The following is an 18,682-nucleotide window of genomic DNA, read 5'->3' as shown; positions in this document are numbered from 1 at the left end:
TTGCGCCGGGCGTCGTCGATACGCCGATGTGGGATCAGGTCGATGCGCTGTTTGCTCGCTACGAAGGCCGGGCGCCCGGCGAGAAGAAGCGGCAGGTCGGCGAGGCGGTGCCGCTCGGCCGGATGGGCGTGCCTGCCGACCTGACGGGCGCCGCACTGTTCCTTGCATCGGCGGATGCCGACTACGTCACGGCCCAGACGCTCAATGTCGACGGCGGCAACTGGATGAGCTGACATGAGGCGGCGCCCATGCGCCCTTCGTCCGCTGCCCGACACGGGCGCGGTTGGCCCGCCTGAGGCTGACCGGCCACGGCTTGACTGACGACACATCAATAAGACACCGGAGACATGCCATGCCACGAAAGATGCTCGATGCTGCTGCCCGCCTCGTCGCCGGCGCCGCGCTGGCGACTGCCGCATGCGCCGCGCACGCGGCGACGCTGACGATCGCGACGCTGAACAATCCCGACATGATCGAGCTGAAGAAGCTGTCGGCCGTGTTCGAGAAGACGAACCCGGACATCAGGCTGAACTGGGTGATCCTCGAGGAAAACGTGCTGCGTCAGCGCGCGACGACCGATATCGCGACCGGCAGCGGCCAGTTCGACGTGATGTCGATCGGCACCTACGAGACGCCGCAGTGGGGCAAGCGCGGCTGGCTCGCGCCAATCGCGAACCTGCCGGCCGACTACGATCTGAACGACATCGTGAAGACCGCGCGCGACAGCCTGTCGTACAACGGTCAGCTCTACGCGCTGCCGTTCTATGTCGAAAGCTCGATGACGTTCTACCGCAAGGATCTGTTCGCGGCGAAAGGGCTCAGGATGCCCGACCAGCCGACCTACGACCAGATCGCCGAATTCGCGGCCAAGCTGACCGACAAGTCGAAGGGCGTCTACGGGATTTGCCTGCGCGGCAAGGCGGGCTGGGGCGAGAACGTGGCGTACGTGTCGACGCTCGTGAACACGTTCGGCGGCCGATGGTTCGATGAGAAATGGAACGCGCAGCTCACGTCGCCGCAATGGAAGAAGGCGATCGGCTTCTACACGAACCTGCTGAAGAAGAACGGGCCGCCGGGGGCGAGCTCGAACGGGTTCAACGAAAACCTGACCCTGACCGCGTCGGGCAAGTGCGCGATGTGGATCGATGCCACGGTCGCGGCCGGGATGCTGTCCAACAGGCAGCAATCGCAGGTGGCGGACCGGATCGGCTTTGCGGCCGCGCCGGTGGCGTCGACGCCGAAAGGCTCGCACTGGCTGTGGGCATGGGCGCTCGCGATTCCGAAGACGTCGAGGCAGCAGGATGCGGCAAGGAAGTTCGTCACGTGGGCGACGTCGAAGCAGTATGTCGAGATGGTCGCCAGGGATGAGGGCTGGGCGTCGGTGCCGCCGGGCACGCGCACGTCGACGTACCAGCGTGCCGAGTACAAGGCCGCCGCGCCGTTCTCCGACTTCGTGCTGAAGGCGATCGAATCGGCCGATCCCACCGATCCGTCCGCGCTGAAGGTGCCGTATACGGGCGTGCAATACGTCGGCATTCCCGAATTCCAGTCGTTCGGCACGGTTGTCGGGCAAAGCATCGCGGGCGCGGTGGCGGGGCAATCGACCGTCGATCAGGCGCTCGTCGCGGGCCAGGCGGCCGCCGACCGCGCGGTGCGGCAGGCCGGTTGCCAGAAGTGACGCGAGGCGCGCCGCGCATGGACGCACGGCGCGCGCGTCGCAACGGCAAGACGGGCGCGCAGCCGCGCCCGCATTTCCCTCGGAGGAGCCCCGATCATGCGTCACTTACGTCTTCCCCTGAGTCATCCGGTGCCGGTCGGCGACATGTCGCCGCCGTCCGCGCGGAACCGTCCGCGCGGCGGCCCGGGCTGGCTCGTCTCGCCGTCCGTCGCGGTGCTGCTGCTGTGGATGTCGATTCCGCTCGCGATGACGATCTGGTTCTCGTTCTCGCGCTACAACCTGCTCAATCCGGACATGAAGGGCTTCGCCGGATTCGACAACTATCGTTTTCTCGCGACCGATCCGTCATTCCTGCCGGCGATCGGGCACACGCTCGCGCTGATCGGCGCGGTGCTGGCGATCACCGTGGTCGGCGGCGTGCTGATGGCGGTGCTGTTCGATCGCAGGTTCTACGGACAGGGCATCGCGCGCCTGCTCGCGATCGCACCGTTCTTCGTCATGCCGACGGTCTCCGCACTGATCTGGAAGAACATGATCCTGCATCCGGTGTACGGGCTCGTCGCGAACGCGATGCGCGCGCTCGGCTTCGCGCCGATCGACTGGTTCGCCGATTATCCGTTGACGGCGGTTGTCGTCATCGTCGCGTGGCAATGGTTGCCGTTCGCATTCCTGATCCTGTTCACTGCGATCCAGTCGCTCGACCAGGAGCAGAAGGAGGCCGCACGCATCGACGGCGCCGGCCCGTTCGCGATGTTCTTCCATATCACGCTGCCGCATCTGAAGCGCGCGATTGCGGTCGTCGTGATGATGGAGACGATCTTCCTGCTGTCGATTTTCGCCGAGATCTATACGACGACGGGCGGCGGCCCCGGCAACGCGACGACCAACCTGTCGTACCTGATCTATGCGCTCGGGCTGCAGCAGTTCGACGTCGGGCTGGCGTCGGCGGGCGGGATTCTCGCCGTCGTGGTCGCGAACGTCGTGTCGTTCTTCCTCGTGCGGATGCTCGCGCGCAACCTGAAAGGAGAGTACGACCAATGAGCGACCTGACTCTCGATCCCGTCCGCCGCGTGCCGGCCGTGTTCGGCATGCTGCGGCGCGCGCTGCCCGGCACGCTTGCGTGGCTGATCGCGCTCGCGCTGTTCTTCCCGATCTTCTGGATGGCGATCACGGCATTCAAGACCGAACAGCAGGCGTACGCGTCGACGCTGTTCTTCGTGCCGACGCTGGACAGCTTCCGCGAGGTATTGGCGCGCAGCAACTACTTTGCGTTCGCATGGAATTCGGTGCTGATCTCGGCGGGCGTGACGGCGATCTGCGTGTTGTTTGCGGTGCCCGCCGCGTACGCGATGGCGTTCTTCCCGAACCGGCGCACGCAAAAGGTGCTGATGTGGATGCTGTCGACGAAGATGATGCCGTCGGTCGGCGTGCTCGTGCCGATCTATCTGCTGTGGAAGAGCGCGGGCCTGCTCGACACGGTGTCGGGCCTCGTGATCGTCTATGCGCTGATCAATCTGCCGATCGCGGTATGGATGACCTTCACGTACTTCAACGAGATTCCGAAGGACATCCTCGAAGCCGGACGCATCGACGGCGCATCGACGTGGCAGGAGATCGTCTACCTGCTGATGCCGATGGCGCTGCCGGGCCTCGCTTCGACCGCGCTCCTGCTCGTGATCCTGTCCTGGAACGAGGCGTTCTGGAGCATCAACCTGTCCAGTTCGAACGCCGCGCCGCTGACGGTGTTCATCGCATCGTATTCGAGTCCGGAAGGCCTGTTCTGGGCGAAGCTGTCCGCCGCATCGCTGCTGGCGGTCGCGCCGGTCCTGGTCGTCGGCTGGCTGTCGCAGAAACAGCTGGTGCGCGGGCTGACCTTCGGAGCCGTGAAATGAGCGCCGGCCACGATCCGCAAGCTGACGACATGCACGCGCTGCCCGACCACGTCGCGCGCTGGCATGCGACCGGTGCGTGGCTGCCGAACTGAATGAGCGGCCGCCTGCCGGCGGCGCATCACTACTCGAACGGAGACAAACCATGGCAAGCGTGCTCCTGCGCAATATCGCGAAGCGCTACGACGACAACGACGTGCTGCGCGACGTGAACCTCGACATCGCCGACGGCGAATTCGTCGTGTTCGTCGGCCCGAGCGGCTGCGGAAAATCCACGCTGATGCGAATGATCGCGGGGCTGGAGGCGATCTCGGGCGGCGACCTGCTGATCGACGGCGCGAAGGTCAACGATGTGCCGAGCGCGAAGCGCGGCATCGCGATGGTGTTACAGTCGTATGCGCTGTATCCGCACATGACGCTGTACGACAACATGGCGTTCGGCCTCAAGCTCGCCGGCGCGAAGAAGCCGGAGATCGATCAGGCGGTGCGCCACGCGGCGAAGATCCTGCACATCGACCATCTGCTCGACCGCAAGCCGAAGCAGCTGTCAGGCGGCCAGCGGCAGCGCGTCGCGATCGGCCGTGCGATCACGCGCAAGCCGAAGGTGTTTCTGTTCGACGAGCCGTTGTCGAACCTCGACGCCGCGCTGCGCGTGAAGATGCGGCTCGAGTTCGCGCGGCTGCACGGCGAACTGAAGACGACGATGATCTACGTGACGCATGACCAGGTCGAGGCGATGACGCTCGCGGACAAGATCGTCGTGCTGTCGGAGGGACGCGTGCAGCAGGTCGGCACGCCGAATACGCTGTATCACGCGCCGGCCAACCAGTTCGTTGCAGGGTTCATCGGGTCGCCGAAGATGAACTTCCTGCGCGGCATCGTCGACTCGGTCGCGGCCGACGGCGTGCGGGTGCGTTTCGCGAGCGGCGAGGCCCAGCGGGTCCTGGTCGATGCAGCCGGCTTGCAGCGCGGCGCGGCGGTGACGGTCGGGATCCGTCCCGAACATCTGACGGTCGGCACCGATGCGGCAGCGGTCGCATTGGGCGTTGCCGTCACGACGATGGCGGTCGAATCGCTTGGCGATGCGGCTTACCTGTACGCCGAATCGCCGGTCGCGCCGGACGGCCTGATCGCGCGGATTCCGCCGCTCGATACGTATCGCACGGGCGAGCGGCTGCACGTCTTTGCGGAACCGGAGCATTGCCATCTGTTCGACGACAAGGGACAGGCGTTTCGGCGTGTGCGTCCGCACGCAAGGGCGGCGTGACGCGGTGCGCGGGCAGCGGGGACGATGGATGGCATGAAGGGGAGTGCCGTCGCCGCCTGACGGAACCGCAGCCGCCGGTTTCCGATGCCGGACGTTACGCGCGCGCCGCCAGCGCCGCACGCGCGCAGGTCTCGTCCGTCACGAGCCCGGACAGCCACCCGCCGCGCAGTGCGGCGATGACCGCGTCGCATTTGCGCGGGCCGCCGGCGAACGCGATCGTCGGCCGCCTGGGCGGCGCATCGAGCGATATGCTCGTCACGCGCGCGCTTGTCGAGCCTGCGATCCGATGTCCTTGCGCGTCGATCGGCACGCCGAGCAATTCGGCGACCGCACCGAGCGCGATCATTTCGTCGAGTTCCTGCGCGGTGACGAAGCCGTCCTCGAACAGCGGACAGTGCGGCCCGATATTGCCGATTCCGACGAACGCGACGTCCGCCTCGCCGGACAGCGCCTCGACGATCCGGTAGAGCCGGTGATTGCACCATTGCGCCCGCTCCGCGTCGCTGTCGGCGAACAGCGGCGCGGGCAGCAGGAAATGCTTGCCGCCGGTTTTCTCGGAGATGTCCTGCGCGACGTCGTAGCGGTTCGACGAGCCGTCCGCGGCGATCGCGCCGACCATCGACACAAGCCGGTGCTGCGGCCGGTCGAGCTGTGCGATCTGGGCGACCGCGGCCTTCAGCGTGCGGCCGCTGCTGACGGCGATCACCATCGGCCGCGTGTCGTTCAGATAGCGCTCCATCACCTGTGCGCCGGCGACCGCGAGCTTGCGGTCGATCGCTTCGGGCGCGTCAGCGTCGACGGGCACGATTTCGCACATCGACAAACCGTAGCGCTTCGACAGCTGTGCGCCAAGATCGAGACAGTCGGCGAGCTGGTGATCGACGCGCACGCGGATCAGGTTCTTCTCGACGGCAAACGCGACAAGACGTTGCGCGACCGGTCGCGACACCTGCAGCTTCTCGGCGATTTCGTTCTGCGTATCGCCCGCGACGTAGTAGAGCCACGCGGCGCGCGTGGCGAGATCGAGTTTTTCTGAGGACTTGGGCACGATAGCGATTCGATTCGGATCTGGGCGAGTCGGCGGGCGACGCAATGGTACGCACTGTACCGCACTCGACGCCCGGCGGCGGTTCACCCGCTCGCCACGCAGGCACGGCGGCCGGCCGCTCCGCTCATGCGAGGCGTGCGCGAGACGGTGCGTAGAGCGGGCACACGTGCCGGTACAGCTCGCGGAACGCGTTCAGGCGTTCGCGCAGCGCTGCGTGGCGTGCGGCGTCGGGCGTGTATTCGGCATGCACCGGCGGCTTGGTCAGCACCGTCTGCGGATCGCCGCCGACCGCCAGCCAGCCGAGCCGCGCCGCGCCCAGCGCCGCGCCTGTTTCGCCGCCGCCATGCTGGCGCGTGCGCACGTTCAGCGCATCGGCGATCAGCTGTGCCCAGAACGCGCTGCGCGCGCCGCCGCCGATCAGCGACAGGCTGTCCGTCTCGGCGCCCGCCGCATGCAGCGCGTCGAGACCGTCGGCGAGCGCGAGCGTCACGCCTTCCAGCACCGCGTAGCCGAGATGCGCGCGTTCTGTTGCGTGGGTCATGCCGAAGCACACGCCTTGCGCATACGGATCGTTGTACGGCGTGCGTTCGCCTGACAGATAGGGCAGAAACAGCGGTGCGGTCGCGAGCGCGCGGGCGTCGAGCGTGGCGACTTCGGCGAGCAGGGCCGGCTCGTCGGTGCCGGTCAGCTTGCAGACCCAGCGCAGGCAGCTCGCGGCCGACAGCACGACGCTCATCTGCTGCCAGCGTTCGGGAATCGCATGGCAGAACGCGTGGACGGCGGATGCCGGGTTCGGCATGAAGCGGTCGCCGACGATGCTCAGCACGCCGGACGTACCGAGCGACACGAAGCCGTCGCCCGCCTGGATCGCGCCGATACCGAGCGCGCTCGTCGCGTTGTCGCCGCCGCCGCCCGCGACGACGACGGCCTCGGACAGCCCCAGTTCGCGCGCGATGTCGGCGCGCAGCGTGCCGGACGGCGCGTTGCCTTCGACGATGCGCGGCATCTGATCGCGCGTCATGCCGCACGCCGCCAGCAGCGTGTCGGACCAGTCGCGGCGCGCGACGTCGAGCCACAGCGTGCCCGCCGCGTCGGACGGATCGGACACCTTCGCGCCCGTGAGCCGGAAGCGCAGGTAGTCCTTCGGCATCAGCACGCACGCCGTCGCGGCAAACACGTCGGGCTCGTGCCGTGCGATCCACAGCAGTTTCGGCGCGGTGAACCCCGGCATCGCGAGATTGCCCGCGAGCGCATGCAGATCCGGTGCGCGTTCGGTGAACACCGCACATTCGTCGGCGCTGCGCATGTCGTTCCAGAGGATCGCGGGCCGCAGCACACGATCGTCGCGATCGAGCAGCACGGCGCCATGCATCTGTCCGGACAGGCCGATCCCGCGCACCTGCGCGAACGCTGCGGGATGACGCGCGCGCAACGCGGCGAGCGCCGCGAGCGTCCCGTGCCACCACGCGTCAGGATGCTGCTCCGCCCAGCGCGGATGCGGCCGCGACACGGTGAACGGTGTGCCGGCGGTGCCGACGACCGTGCCGTCCGGGGCGAGCAGCAGAACCTTCACTTCCGAGGTGCCGAGATCGATGCCGAGATACATGCGCCATCCGTTCCGTCATTGAGGAGCCGCTACTTTAGCCGCGCGGGGCGCTGCATGCCAATGCCGGTTTGACAGGCCGGCGGCGCGTCAGCGTGGCGCGCGCCACGCGTCGACGCGTGCGAGGCCTGCGCGCACCGCATCCGACAGTGCCGGCTTGCCCGCGAGCGAACCCCACAGTTGGCGATCCGCGCACAGCGCGGCGACCGGATCGCCCGCGGCGACGATCGCGCGCGCGGCGTCGGCGTCCATCACGCTGTCCTGATACGCGTAGGGCAGCGCGCCGCTCGCCCAGCGTTCGAGGAAGCGCAGGAACAACGCGGGCAGCACCGCGGTCGCGACCGGTTCGACGCCACGCGCGAAGCATTCGGCGAGCGTCGGCGCGATGAAGCCGGGGATTTTCGAAAAGCCGTCGGCGGCGACGCGCTGGTTCGTGTCGAGGATGTAAGGGTTGCCGAAGCGTTCGAGCACGACGTCGCGATAACGGGCGAGATCGAGCGGGCTCGGGCTCAGGCACGGGATGACGTCCTGCGTCACGTAGTCGTGCGCAAAGCGGCGGATCGCCGGATCGTGCGTGCCCTCGTGGATGTACGAGAGGCCGCCGAGCGTGCCGGCCCACGCGATGCAGCTGTGGGTTGCATTGAGGATGCGGATCTTCGCTTCCTCGTACGGATGCACGTCGTCGACGAGCGCCGCGCCTGCGCGCTCCCACGCGGGGCGGCCGGCCGCAAAGCGATCCTCGATCACCCACTGGATGAACGATTCGCCCATGACCTGTCATGCGTCGTCGACACCGGTCGCCGCGCGCACGCGCGCGCTTACGTCGTCCGTCGGGCGCGGCGTGATCCGATCGACCATCGCGCTCGGACACGTCACGTGCGTGTCGAACCAGTCGAGCAGCGCAGGCTGGTCGCGTCGTTCGAGGAATTCCCGCATCCCCGCGCGAAAGCGCGCGCCGTTGCTGCGCAGGTTGTCGCAGCTTTGCAGCGTGAGCGGGCCGGCATCGCGTTTCATGCGCGCCGCGAGCAGTGCGGCGAGCGCGCCGTACAGCGTCGTGCGCGCGCCTTGCAGATCCGCCGCGAGATCCGGATTCGCGATGTCGAGACGGTCATGTTCGTCGAGGTAGTAGCCGCCTTCGGTAACGGTGAACGACACGATCCGGCAGGCCGGATCGGCGCCGGCATCGATCAGCGCGGCGAGATCGGCGGTCCACGGCAGCACGCGGGCGATGGCGCGAATCGTTTCGTACGCACGCTCGCCTTGCGGCGTGACGGTTTCGAGTGTGTAGGCGCCGTGCTGCGCGGCGAGCGCCTCCATCGTCGCGTGCATGTCGTCGCGGATATTGCCGACGGTCAGCGACCAGCGTTCGTCGACCGGCGCGGCCGCATTCACGCGATGCAGATACCACGCCTGGTGCGCGCGGTGAAACGATCCCGCGCCGATATGCAGCAGCACGGGCGGACTGGCGGTGGACGGCTCGCTCATCGGATGTCTCCTGGCGGCCGCAAGCAGCCGCGATTGATCATTTGTTCGTTGTATGAGCGAATGATCGTTTTCGGGCGGCCGGAAGTCAAGATGGCAGTGCAGGGTTTCGATGCTGTGCTGCGGTGGCGCGCGGGAAGAGGCGTGAACCGGCGGCCGGTCGGGAGAGGGCGTCAGCGCCCTTCGCGCGCGCAGTCGGTGGCGCGCGAAAGGGAGGAGCTGGCCCGCACGTCGTCGTGACGGCGGGCGTATCGCGTGCGTTATAGCGTCGTCCGCACGTGCCACAGCTCGGGGAACAGCACGACGTCGAGCATCTTGCGCAAATACGGCGCGCCGCTCGTGCCGCCGGTGCCTTGCTTGAAGCCGATGATGCGTTCGACGGTCGTTACATGCCGGAAGCGCCACTGGCGGAACGCGTCCTCGAGATCGACCAGTTCCTCGGCCATCTCGTACAGCTCCCAGTGCTGCTGCGGGTTGCGGTACACCTCGAGCCACGCGGCCTCGACCGTTTCGTCGTGCTGCGTCGGCTGCGTCCAGTCGCGCTCGAGCCGTGCCGCCGCGATCGGAAAGCCGCGCCGTGCGAGCAGGCGGATCACCTCGTCGTACAGCGGCGGCGCTTCGAGCGTGGCGCGCACCTGCGCGAGGATGTCCGGCCGGTGCGCGTGCGGATGCAGCATCTGCGGATTCTTGTTGCCGAGCAGGAATTCGAGCTGACGGTACTGATACGACTGGAAGCCCGACGACTGGCCGAGATACGGCCGCATCGCCGAGTACTCGGACGGTGTCATCGTCGCGAGCACGTTCCACGCCTGCACGAGCTGCTCGAGAATGCGCGACACGCGTGCGAGCATCTTGAACGCGGGCGGCAGCGCGTCGCGGTGGACGGCGTCGAGCGCCGCGCGCAGTTCGAACAGCGCGAGCTTCATCCACAGTTCGCTCGTCTGGTGCTGGATGATGAACAGCATCTCGTTGTGATCCGGCGACAGCGGATGCTGCGCATTCAGGATCGACTGCAGCGACAGATAATCGCCGTAGCTCATCGACTTCGAGAAATCGAGCTGCGCGTTGTGCCAGCTGGCGGCATCGCCGGCGTCGCCCGGCACGTGCGATCCTTCGTGCTGCGTGCGCGCGCCCGAGAACGGACAACCCGCCGGCGCGTCGTTGCCGGGCGGCTGCATATGACCAGAATTCACGACTTGTCTCCCAGGAATGAATGGCATCGGCCCGGCGCACGCATCGCGCGCCGGCGCCGGGGATCAGGTCACCTCGCCCCGCGTGGCGAATTCGGGCGCCTGCCATGCGCCGGTGTCGAGGATGTCGCGCAGCGTTTCGACGGCATCCCACACGTCGACGAAGCGCGTATAGAGCGGCGTGAAGCCGAAGCGCAGCACGTGCGGTTCGCGGTAGTCGCCGATCACGCCGCGCGCGATCAGCGCCTGCATCACCGCGAAGCCGTGCGGATGCTCGAAGCTCGCCTGCGAGCCGCGCTGATGATGCGCGCGCGGCGTCACCAGTTTCATCGCGTGGCCTGCGCACCGCGACTCGACGAGCGCGATGAACGCGTCGGTCAGCGCGAGCGACTTGCGGCGGATCGCATGCATGTCGGTCTGCAGGAACACGTCGAGCCCGCATTCGACCATCGACATCGACACGACGGGCTGCGTGCCGCACAGGAAGCGCGCAATGCCCGGATCGGGCACGAACTCGGGCTGCATCGCGAACGGCGCGCGATGTCCCCACCAGCCGGACAGCGGTTGCTCGAAATGCGCGTGATGGCGCCTGGGAACCCAGACGAACGCGGGCGAACCGGGGCCGCCGTTCAGGTACTTGTAGGTGCAGCCGACCGCGCCGTCCGCTTGCGCGCCGTTCAGGTCGACCGGCACTGCGCCCGCCGAGTGCGCGAGATCCCACAGCATCAGCGCGCCCGCCTGCTGGACGAGCTGCGTCACGGCAGGCATGTCGTGCATATAGCCGGTGCGGTAGTTCACGTGCGTGATCATCGCGACCGCCGTGTCCTCGCCGAGGGCGCCGGGCAGATCGGCGGGATCGTCGATCAGGCGCAGTTCGTAGTCCTCGCCCAGCTGCGCCATCAGGCCTTGCGCGATATACAGGTCGGTCGGGAAATTCGAGCGCTCCGACACGATTACGCGACGTTCCGGCGCGCGCGCCGCCTGGTAGCGCAGCATGGCCGACAGCAGCTTGAACAGGTTGATCGAGATCGTATCGGTGACGACCGTCTCGTCCTGCGCGCCGCCGATCAGCGGCGCGAGCTTGTTGCCGAGGCGGCGCGGCAGCGCGAACCAGCCGGCGGTATTCCAGCTGCGGATCAGGCCTTCGCCCCATTCCGCGCCGATCACGCTTTGCGCGCGGGCGGCCGACGCGCGCGGCTGCGCGCCGAGCGAGTTGCCGTCGAGATAAATCACGCCTTCGGGCAGCGCGAACTGGTCGCGCAGTCGGGCGAGCGGGTCGTCGCGGTCGAGCGCGAGCGCATCTTCACGGGTCTTGATCATCATGTGAACGGTCGGTAATGGAAGTCAGGCAGTACGGTCGGGCAGCGCGCGCAGCACTGCGCGCACCGGGCTGGCGTCGAGCGTCGCGAGCCTGAGCGGCAGCGCGATCAGTTCGTAGTCGCCCGCGGGCACGTCGTCGAGCACGAGGCCTTCGAGGATCGCCATCCCGCGTGCGCGGATGCGGCGGTGCGCATCCATCGTCTTCGATGCCTGCGGGTCGAGCGAGGGTGTGTCGATGCCGATCAGCTGCACGTCGAGATCGGCGAGGAGATCGACGGTGTCCGGCGCGACCGCACAGAAATTCGGATCCCATTGCGCGGCAGGCGCTTGCGCATAGGTGCGCAGCAGCACGCGCGGCGGCACGCCGTCGAGCGCTGCCGCGATGTGCGCGGGCCGCACGACCGGCGACGCGCCGATGCAGTGAATGACCCGGCACGGGCCGAGATAGGCGTCGAGCGGCACGGCGCCGATCGCCGCACCGTCGGCGTCGTAGTGGAGCGGTGCGTCGGCGTGCGCGCCGGTATGCGGCGACAGCGTCAGGCGTGCGACGTTGACGGGCGAGCCCGCTTCCATGCGCCAGACGCGATCGACCGAAACCGGCGTGTCGCCCGGCCACACGGGGGTGGCGGGGTCGACCGGCGGCGAGATGTCCCAGAGCTTGACCATGCAGTTGCGAAACAGGAAATGGATGCTTCGCATGATAGGTGGACAGTCGCAGAAAGTGCTTGCGAAATAGGCATGGACAATCCGCGGGATTGGCAGATAATTCGAAGCATAGGGAAAACGGAGACCAAAAATGCACGCGATCACGCTCGATGCCACCGACTGCCGGATTCTCGCCGTACTGCAGGAGGATGGCCGAATCAGCAACCTCGATCTGGCGGAGCGGATCTCGCTATCGCCGTCCGCATGCCTGAGGCGCATGCGTCTGCTGGAGGAGCAGGGCGTGATCGAGCACTACCGCGCCTGCCTGAGCCGCGAGCTGCTCGGCTTCGAGCTGGAGGCGTTCGTGCAGGTGTCGATGCGCAACGAGCAGACGCAATGGCACGAGCGTTTCGCCGAGGCGCTGCGTGAATGGCCGGAAGTGGTGGGCGCGTTCGTCGTGACGGGCGAGAGCCACTATCTGCTGCGGGTGCTGGCGCACAACCTCAAGCACTACTCGGATTTCGTGCTGAACCGTCTGTACAAGGCGCCGGGCGTGATGGACATCCGTTCGAACATCGTGCTGCAGACGTTGAAGGACGAGGCGGGCGCGCCGGTGGCACTGGCGCGCATCGGGGCGATCAAAGTGATGTGAGGCCGTGGAAGCCGCCGCCGTGGAACACGAGCGGTGCGGCGCCGGCCGCGTCGGGATGGACGCCGCAGCGTTCGACTTCGCCGACGAAGATCACATGGTCGCCTTCGTCGTAGCGGCTGCGGTTATGGCACTCGAACCAGGCGAGTGCGCCGTCGAGCACCGGCATGCCGGAATTGCCGGCCGCGTGCGCGATGCCTTCGAAGCGGTCGCCCTTGAAGGTGGCGAAGCGCTTGCACAGTTCGAGTTGCGACGAGGCCAGCACGTTGATCACATAGTGGCTGTTGCTGCGGAACACCGGCATCGACGCCGACCTGTGCGCAAGACTCCACAGCACGAGCGGCGGGTCGAGCGACACCGAATTGAACGAGCTCGCGGTGATGCCGATCAGCTGTCCGGACGGTGCGCGCGTCGTGATGACGGTCACGCCGGTCGCGAACTGGCCGAGCGCCATCCGGAACGCGGCGGCATCGAAATTCGGCGGGGTCGCGCGGCTCATCGGGCGGCCGTCCGGAACAAAGCATGCGCGCGGGTCGCGCGGCGGGCGAAGCAGGAGAAAGGCGACAAGGCGGTCAGTCTGGAAATTTGGACGAATGGCCCGATTCTAGCGGAATCGCGCCGGCCGGGCCGGTGCGACGTGTCGGAGCGGTGCATTCGGGCGCGACCCGCGCGCGGCGCGCAACGCACATTCAAGGAGCAGCGATGAACCAAGCGGCAAGCGAAGTGGCCACCCTCGGTGGCGGATGTTTCTGGTGCACGGAAGCGGTGTTTCTCGATGTCGACGGCGTGACGGCGGTCGAATCGGGCTATGCGGGCGGCCAGACGGACAATCCGGGCTATCGCGACGTGTGCGACGGCGACACCGGTCACGCGGAGGTCGTCAATGTGACGTTCGATCCGGCCCGCATCAGCTATCGCGAGATCCTCGAGATCTTCTTCGCGACGCACGACCCGACCCAGCTCAACCGGCAGGGCAACGACGTCGGCACGCAATACCGGTCGGTCGTGTTCACGCATTCGGATGCGCAGCGCGACACGGCACTCGACGTGATCCGCGAGCTGGCGGGCGAGCAGGTCTTTGCGGCGCCGATCGTCACGCAGGTCGAGCCGCTGAACGGCAACTACTGGCCGGCCGAGGCTTATCACCAGAATTACTACGCGCGCAATCCGGGGCAGGGCTATTGCGCGGTCGTGATCGGGCCGAAGCTCGCGAAATTCCGCCGGAAGTTCGCTCATCGGCTGAAGTCGCGCGGCGCGTGAGCTGCGTGGGGAGAGCGGAACGGCGCTGGGTGCCGCTTTCTGCCGACGTGAGCCGCTCCTACGCGTTGCCGCGGCGCATTTGTACGCACGCGGCGGCGATCTCGCGGGCGAGCGCGATGCACGACAGCGGTGCGGAGCCTTCGGCCTTGTTGTTGATCGTGATGATGACCGGCTGTCCGGCCAGCGCGTAGCGCGCGGCCAGTTCGGCAAGCGCCGCGCGGGTGTCCGGATCCTCGTCGACGAGCCGGTCGAACGGTTCGTATTTCGCCTTCGCCTGCTCGTACTTGAAGCCGCCATGCAGGCTCCAGCGCACGATCAATGGGCCGGGCGCGTCGCCGTCGAGCAGAGCGAGCGCGGCCGCCTGACGCTGCGGGTCGGGCATCCGCGCATGCAGGCCGACGCAGTAGCGCACGCCCAGTGCGGCGAGCGCGCGAATAAAGCGGGGCGTGAGCAGGCTCGCATCGCGGATCTCGACCGCGTAGCGCGTGCCGTCCGGCTCGGGCGGCAGCGGCGGCAGCGCGGTGAAGAACGCGCTCAGCCGGTCGATCAAGGCCGCCGGATCGGCGAGCAGCGTGTCGGGCAGCGGCGAGAACTGGAACACCAGCACGCCGGCTTTCTTGCCGAGCCCGTCGAGACATGGCCGGACGAATTCGTCGGTGGCGATGCGCGCGTCGAGGAAGGTCGGATTCGGTCCGGCCGGCTCGCCGCGCCGGCCGCGCACGACCGCATCGGTGACCGACGCCGGCGCCTTGACGACGAACCGGAAATCGTCGGGCACCTGTTGCGCATAGCGCAGGTAATCGGCGACGGAAAGCGGTCCGTAGAAAGACCGGTCGAGGCTGACACTTTTGAGCAGCGGATGCGCGGCGTAGGCTTCGAGCCCTTCGCGCGACAGCTTGGTCGGTGCGAAATCGCCGTCGTAGACGATGCCGTTCCAGCCGGGGAAATACCACGACGACGTACCGAGCCGAACGTGGGCAGGGAGCGCGGCGGCGGCAGCGGCAACGTCCGGCGTAATGGGGGCGGGCGGCACGCCGCGTCGGCGTTGGGTCTGTCCGGACGAAGGCAGCGCAGATTCGTCCCAGAGCATGCCGGTCGACGGCATGTCCTGCGGCGACGCCGCCCGGCCGCCGGGCGGCGCATCTTCGCGGACCGTTACGCGGCGTTCGCGTGCGATGCGCGCCGGCGGGAGCGGTGCGGTTGCCTTGTTTTGTGCCGCACCGCTCGCGTCCGCCCGGGCGCGCAGGGTGTCGTCGCGGGATGCGCGATGTGTGTCGCCGTCCTTCGAGGGAAGTGAGCCCGGGCCGGCGGATCCCGCACCGAACAGATCGAATTGTCCGTCGGCGGACGCCCGTTCCGGATCGTCCCGCCGACGGTCGGGCGGCGCATTGCGCCGCGTCCTGCCGTCACCCATGCATGCCGTGCGTAGAGCGCCGCCTAGCGCGGCAGCGCGTGTTCGTACATATAGCGCCGCGACCACGGCAGCGTTTTCGCACTGCGCCCGGCCTTGCGGCACACGATTTGGAAGATCGACACGTCGTCGTGTTCGAACGCATACGCGCATCCGGCCAGATAGACGCGCCAGATGCGGAATTTTTCGTCGTCGACGAGCTTCCTGGCCGCCTCGGCGTTGCGTTCGAAGTTCTCGGTCCAGATGTCGAGCGTGCGCGCATAGTGCCGCCGCAGGCTTTCGACGTCAACCGCCTCGAGCCCGGCGCGCTGCGCCGCCTCGAGCGCGAGGCCGATGTGCGGCAGCTCGCCGTCCGGGAACACGTAGCGGTCGATGAACTCGCCGCCGCCGAGCGCTGTTTCACCGCTGTCCGCGTCGCTCGACGTGATGCCGTGGTTCATCGCGACGCCGTCGTCGACGAGCAGTTCGCGGATGCGCGAAAAGTAGAGCGGCAGGTTCTTGCGGCCGACGTGCTCGAACATGCCGACGCTCGTGATGCGGTCGAACTGGCCTTCGACTTCGCGGTAATCCTGCAGGCGGATCTCGATCCGGTCCTGCAGTCCGGCGGCCTTGACGCGCGCGGTCGCGAGATCGAACTGATTCTGAGACAGCGTGACGCCGACACAGCGCGCGCCGAACTTGCCCGCCGCGCGCAGCACCAGCGCACCCCAGCCGCAGCCGATGTCGAGCAGGCGCTGGCCCGGCTGCAGCTGGATCTTGGTCAGGATGTGGTCGATCTTCTTGATCTGCGCGGTGGCGAGGTCTTCGTCGCCGTTCTCGAAGTAGGCGCACGAGTAGACCATGTTCTCGTCGAGCCACAGCCTGTAGAAGTCGTTCGACACGTCGTAGTGGTACTGGATCGCCTTCCTGTCCGAACTCTTCGTGTGACTGAAGTAGCGCGCCACGCGCGCGAGTTTGCCTGCGCTCGACGCCGTGCTGCGTGCGAGCGAATAGCCGATGTCGATGATGTCGGACAGCTTGCCCTCGATATCGATCTTGCCCTTCACGTAGGCTTCGCCGAGATTGTCGAGGCTCGGCTCGAGCAGGAGCGGGAGCGCCGACGCGTTGTTGACCTTCAGCGTGACCTGCGGCGCGGCGAACGTGCCGAAATCGTGCTGTTCGCCGTTCCACAGCACGAGCCGTGCCGGTATGTTCGCTTTCGACCGCACTTCGTCTGCCCACTGTGCCAGCTTCTTTTCCCAGAACATTAGCAATCTCCGTTGTTCGTTGAATCGAATACAGCCAGGTTTCTCGACCGGCGCCCGCTCGCGAAGCGGGCATCCGGATACCGCGAATACGTGCGGCGGCCGTGCAGTCCGGCGTTTACGGCGACAGGCGGGACATCGTCCAGCCGTGCGGCGACGCGGCGTCGCGCGTATACAGCAAACGGTCGTGGAGCCGCGACGGGCGGCCCTGCCAGAATTCAATCGAATCGGGTACGAGGCGGTAGCCGCCCCAATGCGGCGGGCGCGGCGGATCGTCGCCGAAGCGTGTGCTGATCTCCTTTTCGCGCGCCTCGAGCGTCGCGCGGCTGTCGATCACCGCGCTCTGCTCGGACGCCCATGCGCCGATGCGCGAGCCGAGCGGGCGCGACGAGAAATAGCGGTCGCTTTCGTCGGCGCTCGTTTTCTCGATGCGGCCTTCGATCCGAACCTGGCGCTCGAGCTCGATCCAGTAGAACAGCAGCGCTGCGTAGGGATTGGCCGCCAGATCGCGGCCCTTGCGGCTCTCGTAATTGGTGAAGAACACGAATCCGCGTTCGTCGACGCCCTTGATCAGCACGATGCGGGCGGACGGGCGGCCGCCTTCGCCGACGGTGGCGAGCGTCATCGTGTTCGGCTCGGGGAGCCTGGCGTCGAGCGCCTCCTTGAACCAGCGGTCGAACTGGGCGAAGGGGTTCGGAGCGGCGTCGGCTTCGTCGAGCGAAGCACGCGAATAGTTGATGCGGAGATCGGCGAGAGTCGTCATGTGTTATGCGAACGCTTCAATCTGGGGTCAGTATAGCGAGGGCGGAAGAATCGTGTATGCAAGTGGCGTGTGGGGGCGCGGCGATCAGGCAAAATAGAGGGCTGCACGATTCACGATTTCCGCGCCGCCATGTCCTTTACCACTGCTGCCCCGAACAGTTCCGATCTTACCCCGAGCCCATTGAACCAGCTTGACGTGGATCGCGCGCGGCGCTTTGGCGGTATCGCGCGGCTGTATGGCGCGCCGGCGCTTGCTGCGTTCGAGCGCGCGCATGTCGCGGTGATCGGGATCGGCGGGGTCGGCTCGTGGGCGGCCGAGGCGCTGGCGCGCACGGCGGTCGGCGAACTGACGCTGATCGACCTCGACAACATCGCCGAAAGCAACACCAACCGGCAGATCCATGCGCTCGACGGCAATTACGGCAAGCCGAAGGTCGATGCGATGGCCGAGCGGATCGCATTGATCGATCCCGCTTGCCGCGTGAACCGGATCGAGGATTTCGCGGAGCCGGACAATTTCGACGCATTGCTCGGCGGCGGCTTCGACTACGTGATCGACGCGATCGACAGCGTGCGTACGAAAGTCGCGCTGATCGCATGGTGCGTGGCGCGCGGCCAGCCGCTCGTCACGGTGGGTGGCGCGGGCGGCCAGCTCGACCCGACGCGGATCCGCATCGACGATCTTGCGCTGACGATCCAGGATCCGCTGCTGTCGAAGGTGCGCGCGCAATTGCGCAAGCAGCACGGCTTTCCGCGCGGGCCGAAGGCGCGTTTCAAGGTCAGCGCGGTGTATTCGGACGAACCGCTGATCTATCCGGAAGCCGCGGCATGCGACATCGAGGACGGCACGGAACCGTCCGCGGCTGCGCATGTGGCGGGGCTCAACTGCGCGGGTTTCGGCTCGAGCGTGTGCGTGACCGCGAGCTTCGGCTTCGCGGCGGCCGCGCATGCGCTGCGGGCGATCGCCGCACGCGCGGCAGCGTAAGGCACCGCGTGCGGCGGTGACGCGCGCGGCGGGGGCGCCGACGGCCGGCACAGCATGCCGGCCGCGCGAATCGCTCGCCTCAGTTGAGCGCCATGCTCAGCTTGCGGCGCCAGGCCGCGACCAGCTCCGGGTGGTCGCCGGCCAGCTCGAAAACCGAAATCATCGTCTTGCGGCCGAGGTCGTCGCCGTAGGTCCGGTCGCGCAGGACAATGTCCAGCAACTGCTCCAGCGCGCCTTCGTACGCGAGCC

At 67.4% G+C, this 18,682-nt stretch carries 18 protein-coding genes and 1 pseudogene; 8 read left to right on the top strand and 11 right to left on the bottom strand.

Features of this window, described 5'->3' with window-relative positions:
* From KH616_RS09250 to ugpC, 5 genes are all read left to right on the top strand, one after another.
* On the top strand, window positions 1–233 hold a 233-nt coding region (locus KH616_RS09250), incomplete at its 5' end, for an SDR family oxidoreductase (RefSeq protein ID WP_292242110.1).
* A gap of 119 nt (window positions 234–352) precedes the next feature.
* Entirely contained in the window at window positions 353–1,678 is a 1,326-nt protein-coding gene (locus KH616_RS09245; protein ID WP_292242108.1) for a sugar ABC transporter substrate-binding protein, read from the top strand.
* A gap of 96 nt (window positions 1,679–1,774) precedes the next feature.
* Window positions 1,775–2,719: a sugar ABC transporter permease gene (locus tag KH616_RS09240; protein WP_292242107.1), complete on the top strand. Its 945-nt coding sequence runs from the start codon at window positions 1,775–1,777 to the stop codon at window positions 2,717–2,719.
* Window positions 2,716–3,570 (top strand): carbohydrate ABC transporter permease, encoded by an 855-nt coding sequence (locus tag KH616_RS09235; protein WP_292242106.1) that lies wholly within the window; start codon window positions 2,716–2,718, stop codon window positions 3,568–3,570. Before KH616_RS09240 ends, KH616_RS09235 begins: the two co-directional genes overlap by 4 nt.
* A gap of 142 nt (window positions 3,571–3,712) precedes the next feature.
* A complete protein-coding gene (ugpC, locus tag KH616_RS09230; RefSeq protein ID WP_292242104.1) occupies window positions 3,713–4,834 on the top strand; it encodes a sn-glycerol-3-phosphate ABC transporter ATP-binding protein UgpC in 1,122 nt (373 codons plus the stop codon).
* Between the two features lie 94 nt (window positions 4,835–4,928).
* On the opposite strand, the gene KH616_RS09225 is transcribed toward ugpC, so the two are convergent.
* The 6 genes and pseudogenes from KH616_RS09225 to kynB all read right to left on the bottom strand — a co-directional run bounded on the left by KH616_RS09225 (window position 4,929) and on the right by kynB (window position 12,143).
* Window positions 4,929–5,927: a sugar-binding transcriptional regulator gene (locus KH616_RS09225; RefSeq protein ID WP_292242103.1), complete on the bottom strand. Its 999-nt coding sequence runs from the start codon at window positions 5,925–5,927 to the stop codon at window positions 4,929–4,931.
* Between the two features lie 79 nt (window positions 5,928–6,006).
* On the bottom strand, window positions 6,007–7,488 hold the full coding sequence (gene xylB, locus KH616_RS09220) for a xylulokinase (RefSeq protein ID WP_292242101.1): 1,482 nt from the start codon (window positions 7,486–7,488) through the stop codon (window positions 6,007–6,009).
* 87 nt (window positions 7,489–7,575) lie between these two features.
* Window positions 7,576–8,970 (bottom strand): annotated as a pseudogene (gene dalD / locus KH616_RS09215) (D-arabinitol 4-dehydrogenase).
* A 257-nt stretch (window positions 8,971–9,227) separates the two neighbouring features.
* Window positions 9,228–10,145, bottom strand: coding sequence for a tryptophan 2,3-dioxygenase (gene kynA, locus KH616_RS09210; RefSeq protein WP_292242116.1), 918 nt, complete (start codon window positions 10,143–10,145; stop codon window positions 9,228–9,230).
* Window positions 10,146–10,223: 78 nt separating this feature from the next.
* A complete protein-coding gene (gene kynU / locus KH616_RS09205; protein ID WP_292242115.1) occupies window positions 10,224–11,474 on the bottom strand; it encodes a kynureninase in 1,251 nt (416 codons plus the stop codon).
* A 27-nt stretch (window positions 11,475–11,501) separates the two neighbouring features.
* Window positions 11,502–12,143 carry an arylformamidase gene (gene kynB / locus KH616_RS09200; RefSeq protein ID WP_292242114.1) on the bottom strand — a complete coding sequence of 214 codons (642 nt, stop codon included), beginning with the start codon at window positions 12,141–12,143 and terminating at the stop codon, window positions 11,502–11,504.
* 130 nt (window positions 12,144–12,273) lie between these two features.
* On the opposite strand from kynB, the gene KH616_RS09195 reads away from it, so the two are divergent.
* Window positions 12,274–12,774: an Lrp/AsnC family transcriptional regulator gene (locus tag KH616_RS09195; RefSeq protein WP_292242099.1), complete on the top strand. Its 501-nt coding sequence runs from the start codon at window positions 12,274–12,276 to the stop codon at window positions 12,772–12,774.
* On the opposite strand, the gene KH616_RS09190 is transcribed toward KH616_RS09195, so the two are convergent.
* Window positions 12,761–13,270 (bottom strand): flavin reductase family protein, encoded by a 510-nt coding sequence (locus KH616_RS09190; RefSeq protein WP_292242097.1) that lies wholly within the window; start codon window positions 13,268–13,270, stop codon window positions 12,761–12,763. The two genes, KH616_RS09195 and KH616_RS09190, sit on opposite strands and share 14 nt — an antisense overlap.
* A 203-nt stretch (window positions 13,271–13,473) precedes the next feature.
* Between KH616_RS09190 and msrA the strand changes: the two genes are divergently transcribed.
* Window positions 13,474–14,031, top strand: a complete 558-nt coding sequence (msrA, locus tag KH616_RS09185; protein WP_292242094.1) for a peptide-methionine (S)-S-oxide reductase MsrA — start codon at window positions 13,474–13,476, stop codon at window positions 14,029–14,031.
* Window positions 14,032–14,089: 58 nt separating this feature from the next.
* On the opposite strand, the gene KH616_RS09180 is transcribed toward msrA, so the two are convergent.
* The 3 genes from KH616_RS09180 to pdxH all read right to left on the bottom strand — a co-directional run bounded on the left by KH616_RS09180 (window position 14,090) and on the right by pdxH (window position 17,449).
* Window positions 14,090–15,445: a DUF72 domain-containing protein gene (locus tag KH616_RS09180; RefSeq protein ID WP_292242092.1), complete on the bottom strand. Its 1,356-nt coding sequence runs from the start codon at window positions 15,443–15,445 to the stop codon at window positions 14,090–14,092.
* Between the two features lie 23 nt (window positions 15,446–15,468).
* The gene (locus KH616_RS09175; protein WP_292242090.1) at window positions 15,469–16,689 is read right to left on the bottom strand and encodes a cyclopropane-fatty-acyl-phospholipid synthase family protein; all 1,221 of its coding nucleotides are present in this window, start codon (window positions 16,687–16,689) and stop codon (window positions 15,469–15,471) included.
* A gap of 115 nt (window positions 16,690–16,804) precedes the next feature.
* Window positions 16,805–17,449 carry a pyridoxamine 5'-phosphate oxidase gene (pdxH, locus tag KH616_RS09170; RefSeq protein WP_292242087.1) on the bottom strand — a complete coding sequence of 215 codons (645 nt, stop codon included), beginning with the start codon at window positions 17,447–17,449 and terminating at the stop codon, window positions 16,805–16,807.
* 129 nt (window positions 17,450–17,578) lie between these two features.
* On the opposite strand from pdxH, the gene tcdA reads away from it, so the two are divergent.
* The gene (gene tcdA, locus KH616_RS09165) at window positions 17,579–18,433 is read left to right on the top strand and encodes a tRNA cyclic N6-threonylcarbamoyladenosine(37) synthase TcdA (protein WP_292242084.1); all 855 of its coding nucleotides are present in this window, start codon (window positions 17,579–17,581) and stop codon (window positions 18,431–18,433) included.
* 79 nt (window positions 18,434–18,512) lie between these two features.
* On the opposite strand, the gene KH616_RS09160 is transcribed toward tcdA, so the two are convergent.
* Window positions 18,513–18,682: tetratricopeptide repeat protein (locus KH616_RS09160; RefSeq protein ID WP_292242112.1), on the bottom strand; the 170-nt coding region annotated here is incomplete at its 5' end.

It is taken from the genome of Burkholderia sp. (assembly GCF_018375725.1).
Taxonomy (GTDB): domain Bacteria; phylum Pseudomonadota; class Gammaproteobacteria; order Burkholderiales; family Burkholderiaceae; genus Burkholderia.
This window is presented reverse-complemented; position numbering and strand designations above follow the sequence as displayed.

What these genes read in the sequence shown, in the direction of transcription:
- KH616_RS09245 (WP_292242108.1), top strand. Translation starts at nt 353, where the DNA reads ATGCCACGAAAGATGCTCGATGCTGCTGCCCGCCTCGTCGCCGGCGCC.
- KH616_RS09240 (WP_292242107.1), top strand. Translation starts at nt 1,775, where the DNA reads ATGCGTCACTTACGTCTTCCCCTGAGTCATCCGGTGCCGGTCGGCGAC.
- KH616_RS09235 (WP_292242106.1), top strand. Translation starts at nt 2,716, where the DNA reads ATGAGCGACCTGACTCTCGATCCCGTCCGCCGCGTGCCGGCCGTGTTC.
- ugpC (WP_292242104.1), top strand. Translation starts at nt 3,713, where the DNA reads ATGGCAAGCGTGCTCCTGCGCAATATCGCGAAGCGCTACGACGACAAC.
- xylB (WP_292242101.1), bottom strand. Translation starts at nt 7,488, where the DNA reads ATGTATCTCGGCATCGATCTCGGCACCTCGGAAGTGAAGGTTCTGCTG.
- kynA (WP_292242116.1), bottom strand. Translation starts at nt 10,145, where the DNA reads ATGCAGCCGCCCGGCAACGACGCGCCGGCGGGTTGTCCGTTCTCGGGC.
- kynB (WP_292242114.1), bottom strand. Translation starts at nt 12,143, where the DNA reads ATGGTCAAGCTCTGGGACATCTCGCCGCCGGTCGACCCCGCCACCCCC.
- KH616_RS09195 (WP_292242099.1), top strand. Translation starts at nt 12,274, where the DNA reads ATGCACGCGATCACGCTCGATGCCACCGACTGCCGGATTCTCGCCGTA.
- KH616_RS09190 (WP_292242097.1), bottom strand. Translation starts at nt 13,270, where the DNA reads ATGAGCCGCGCGACCCCGCCGAATTTCGATGCCGCCGCGTTCCGGATG.
- msrA (WP_292242094.1), top strand. Translation starts at nt 13,474, where the DNA reads ATGAACCAAGCGGCAAGCGAAGTGGCCACCCTCGGTGGCGGATGTTTC.
- KH616_RS09180 (WP_292242092.1), bottom strand. Translation starts at nt 15,445, where the DNA reads ATGGGTGACGGCAGGACGCGGCGCAATGCGCCGCCCGACCGTCGGCGG.
- KH616_RS09175 (WP_292242090.1), bottom strand. Translation starts at nt 16,689, where the DNA reads ATGTTCTGGGAAAAGAAGCTGGCACAGTGGGCAGACGAAGTGCGGTCG.
- pdxH (WP_292242087.1), bottom strand. Translation starts at nt 17,449, where the DNA reads ATGACGACTCTCGCCGATCTCCGCATCAACTATTCGCGTGCTTCGCTC.
- tcdA (WP_292242084.1), top strand. Translation starts at nt 17,579, where the DNA reads ATGTCCTTTACCACTGCTGCCCCGAACAGTTCCGATCTTACCCCGAGC.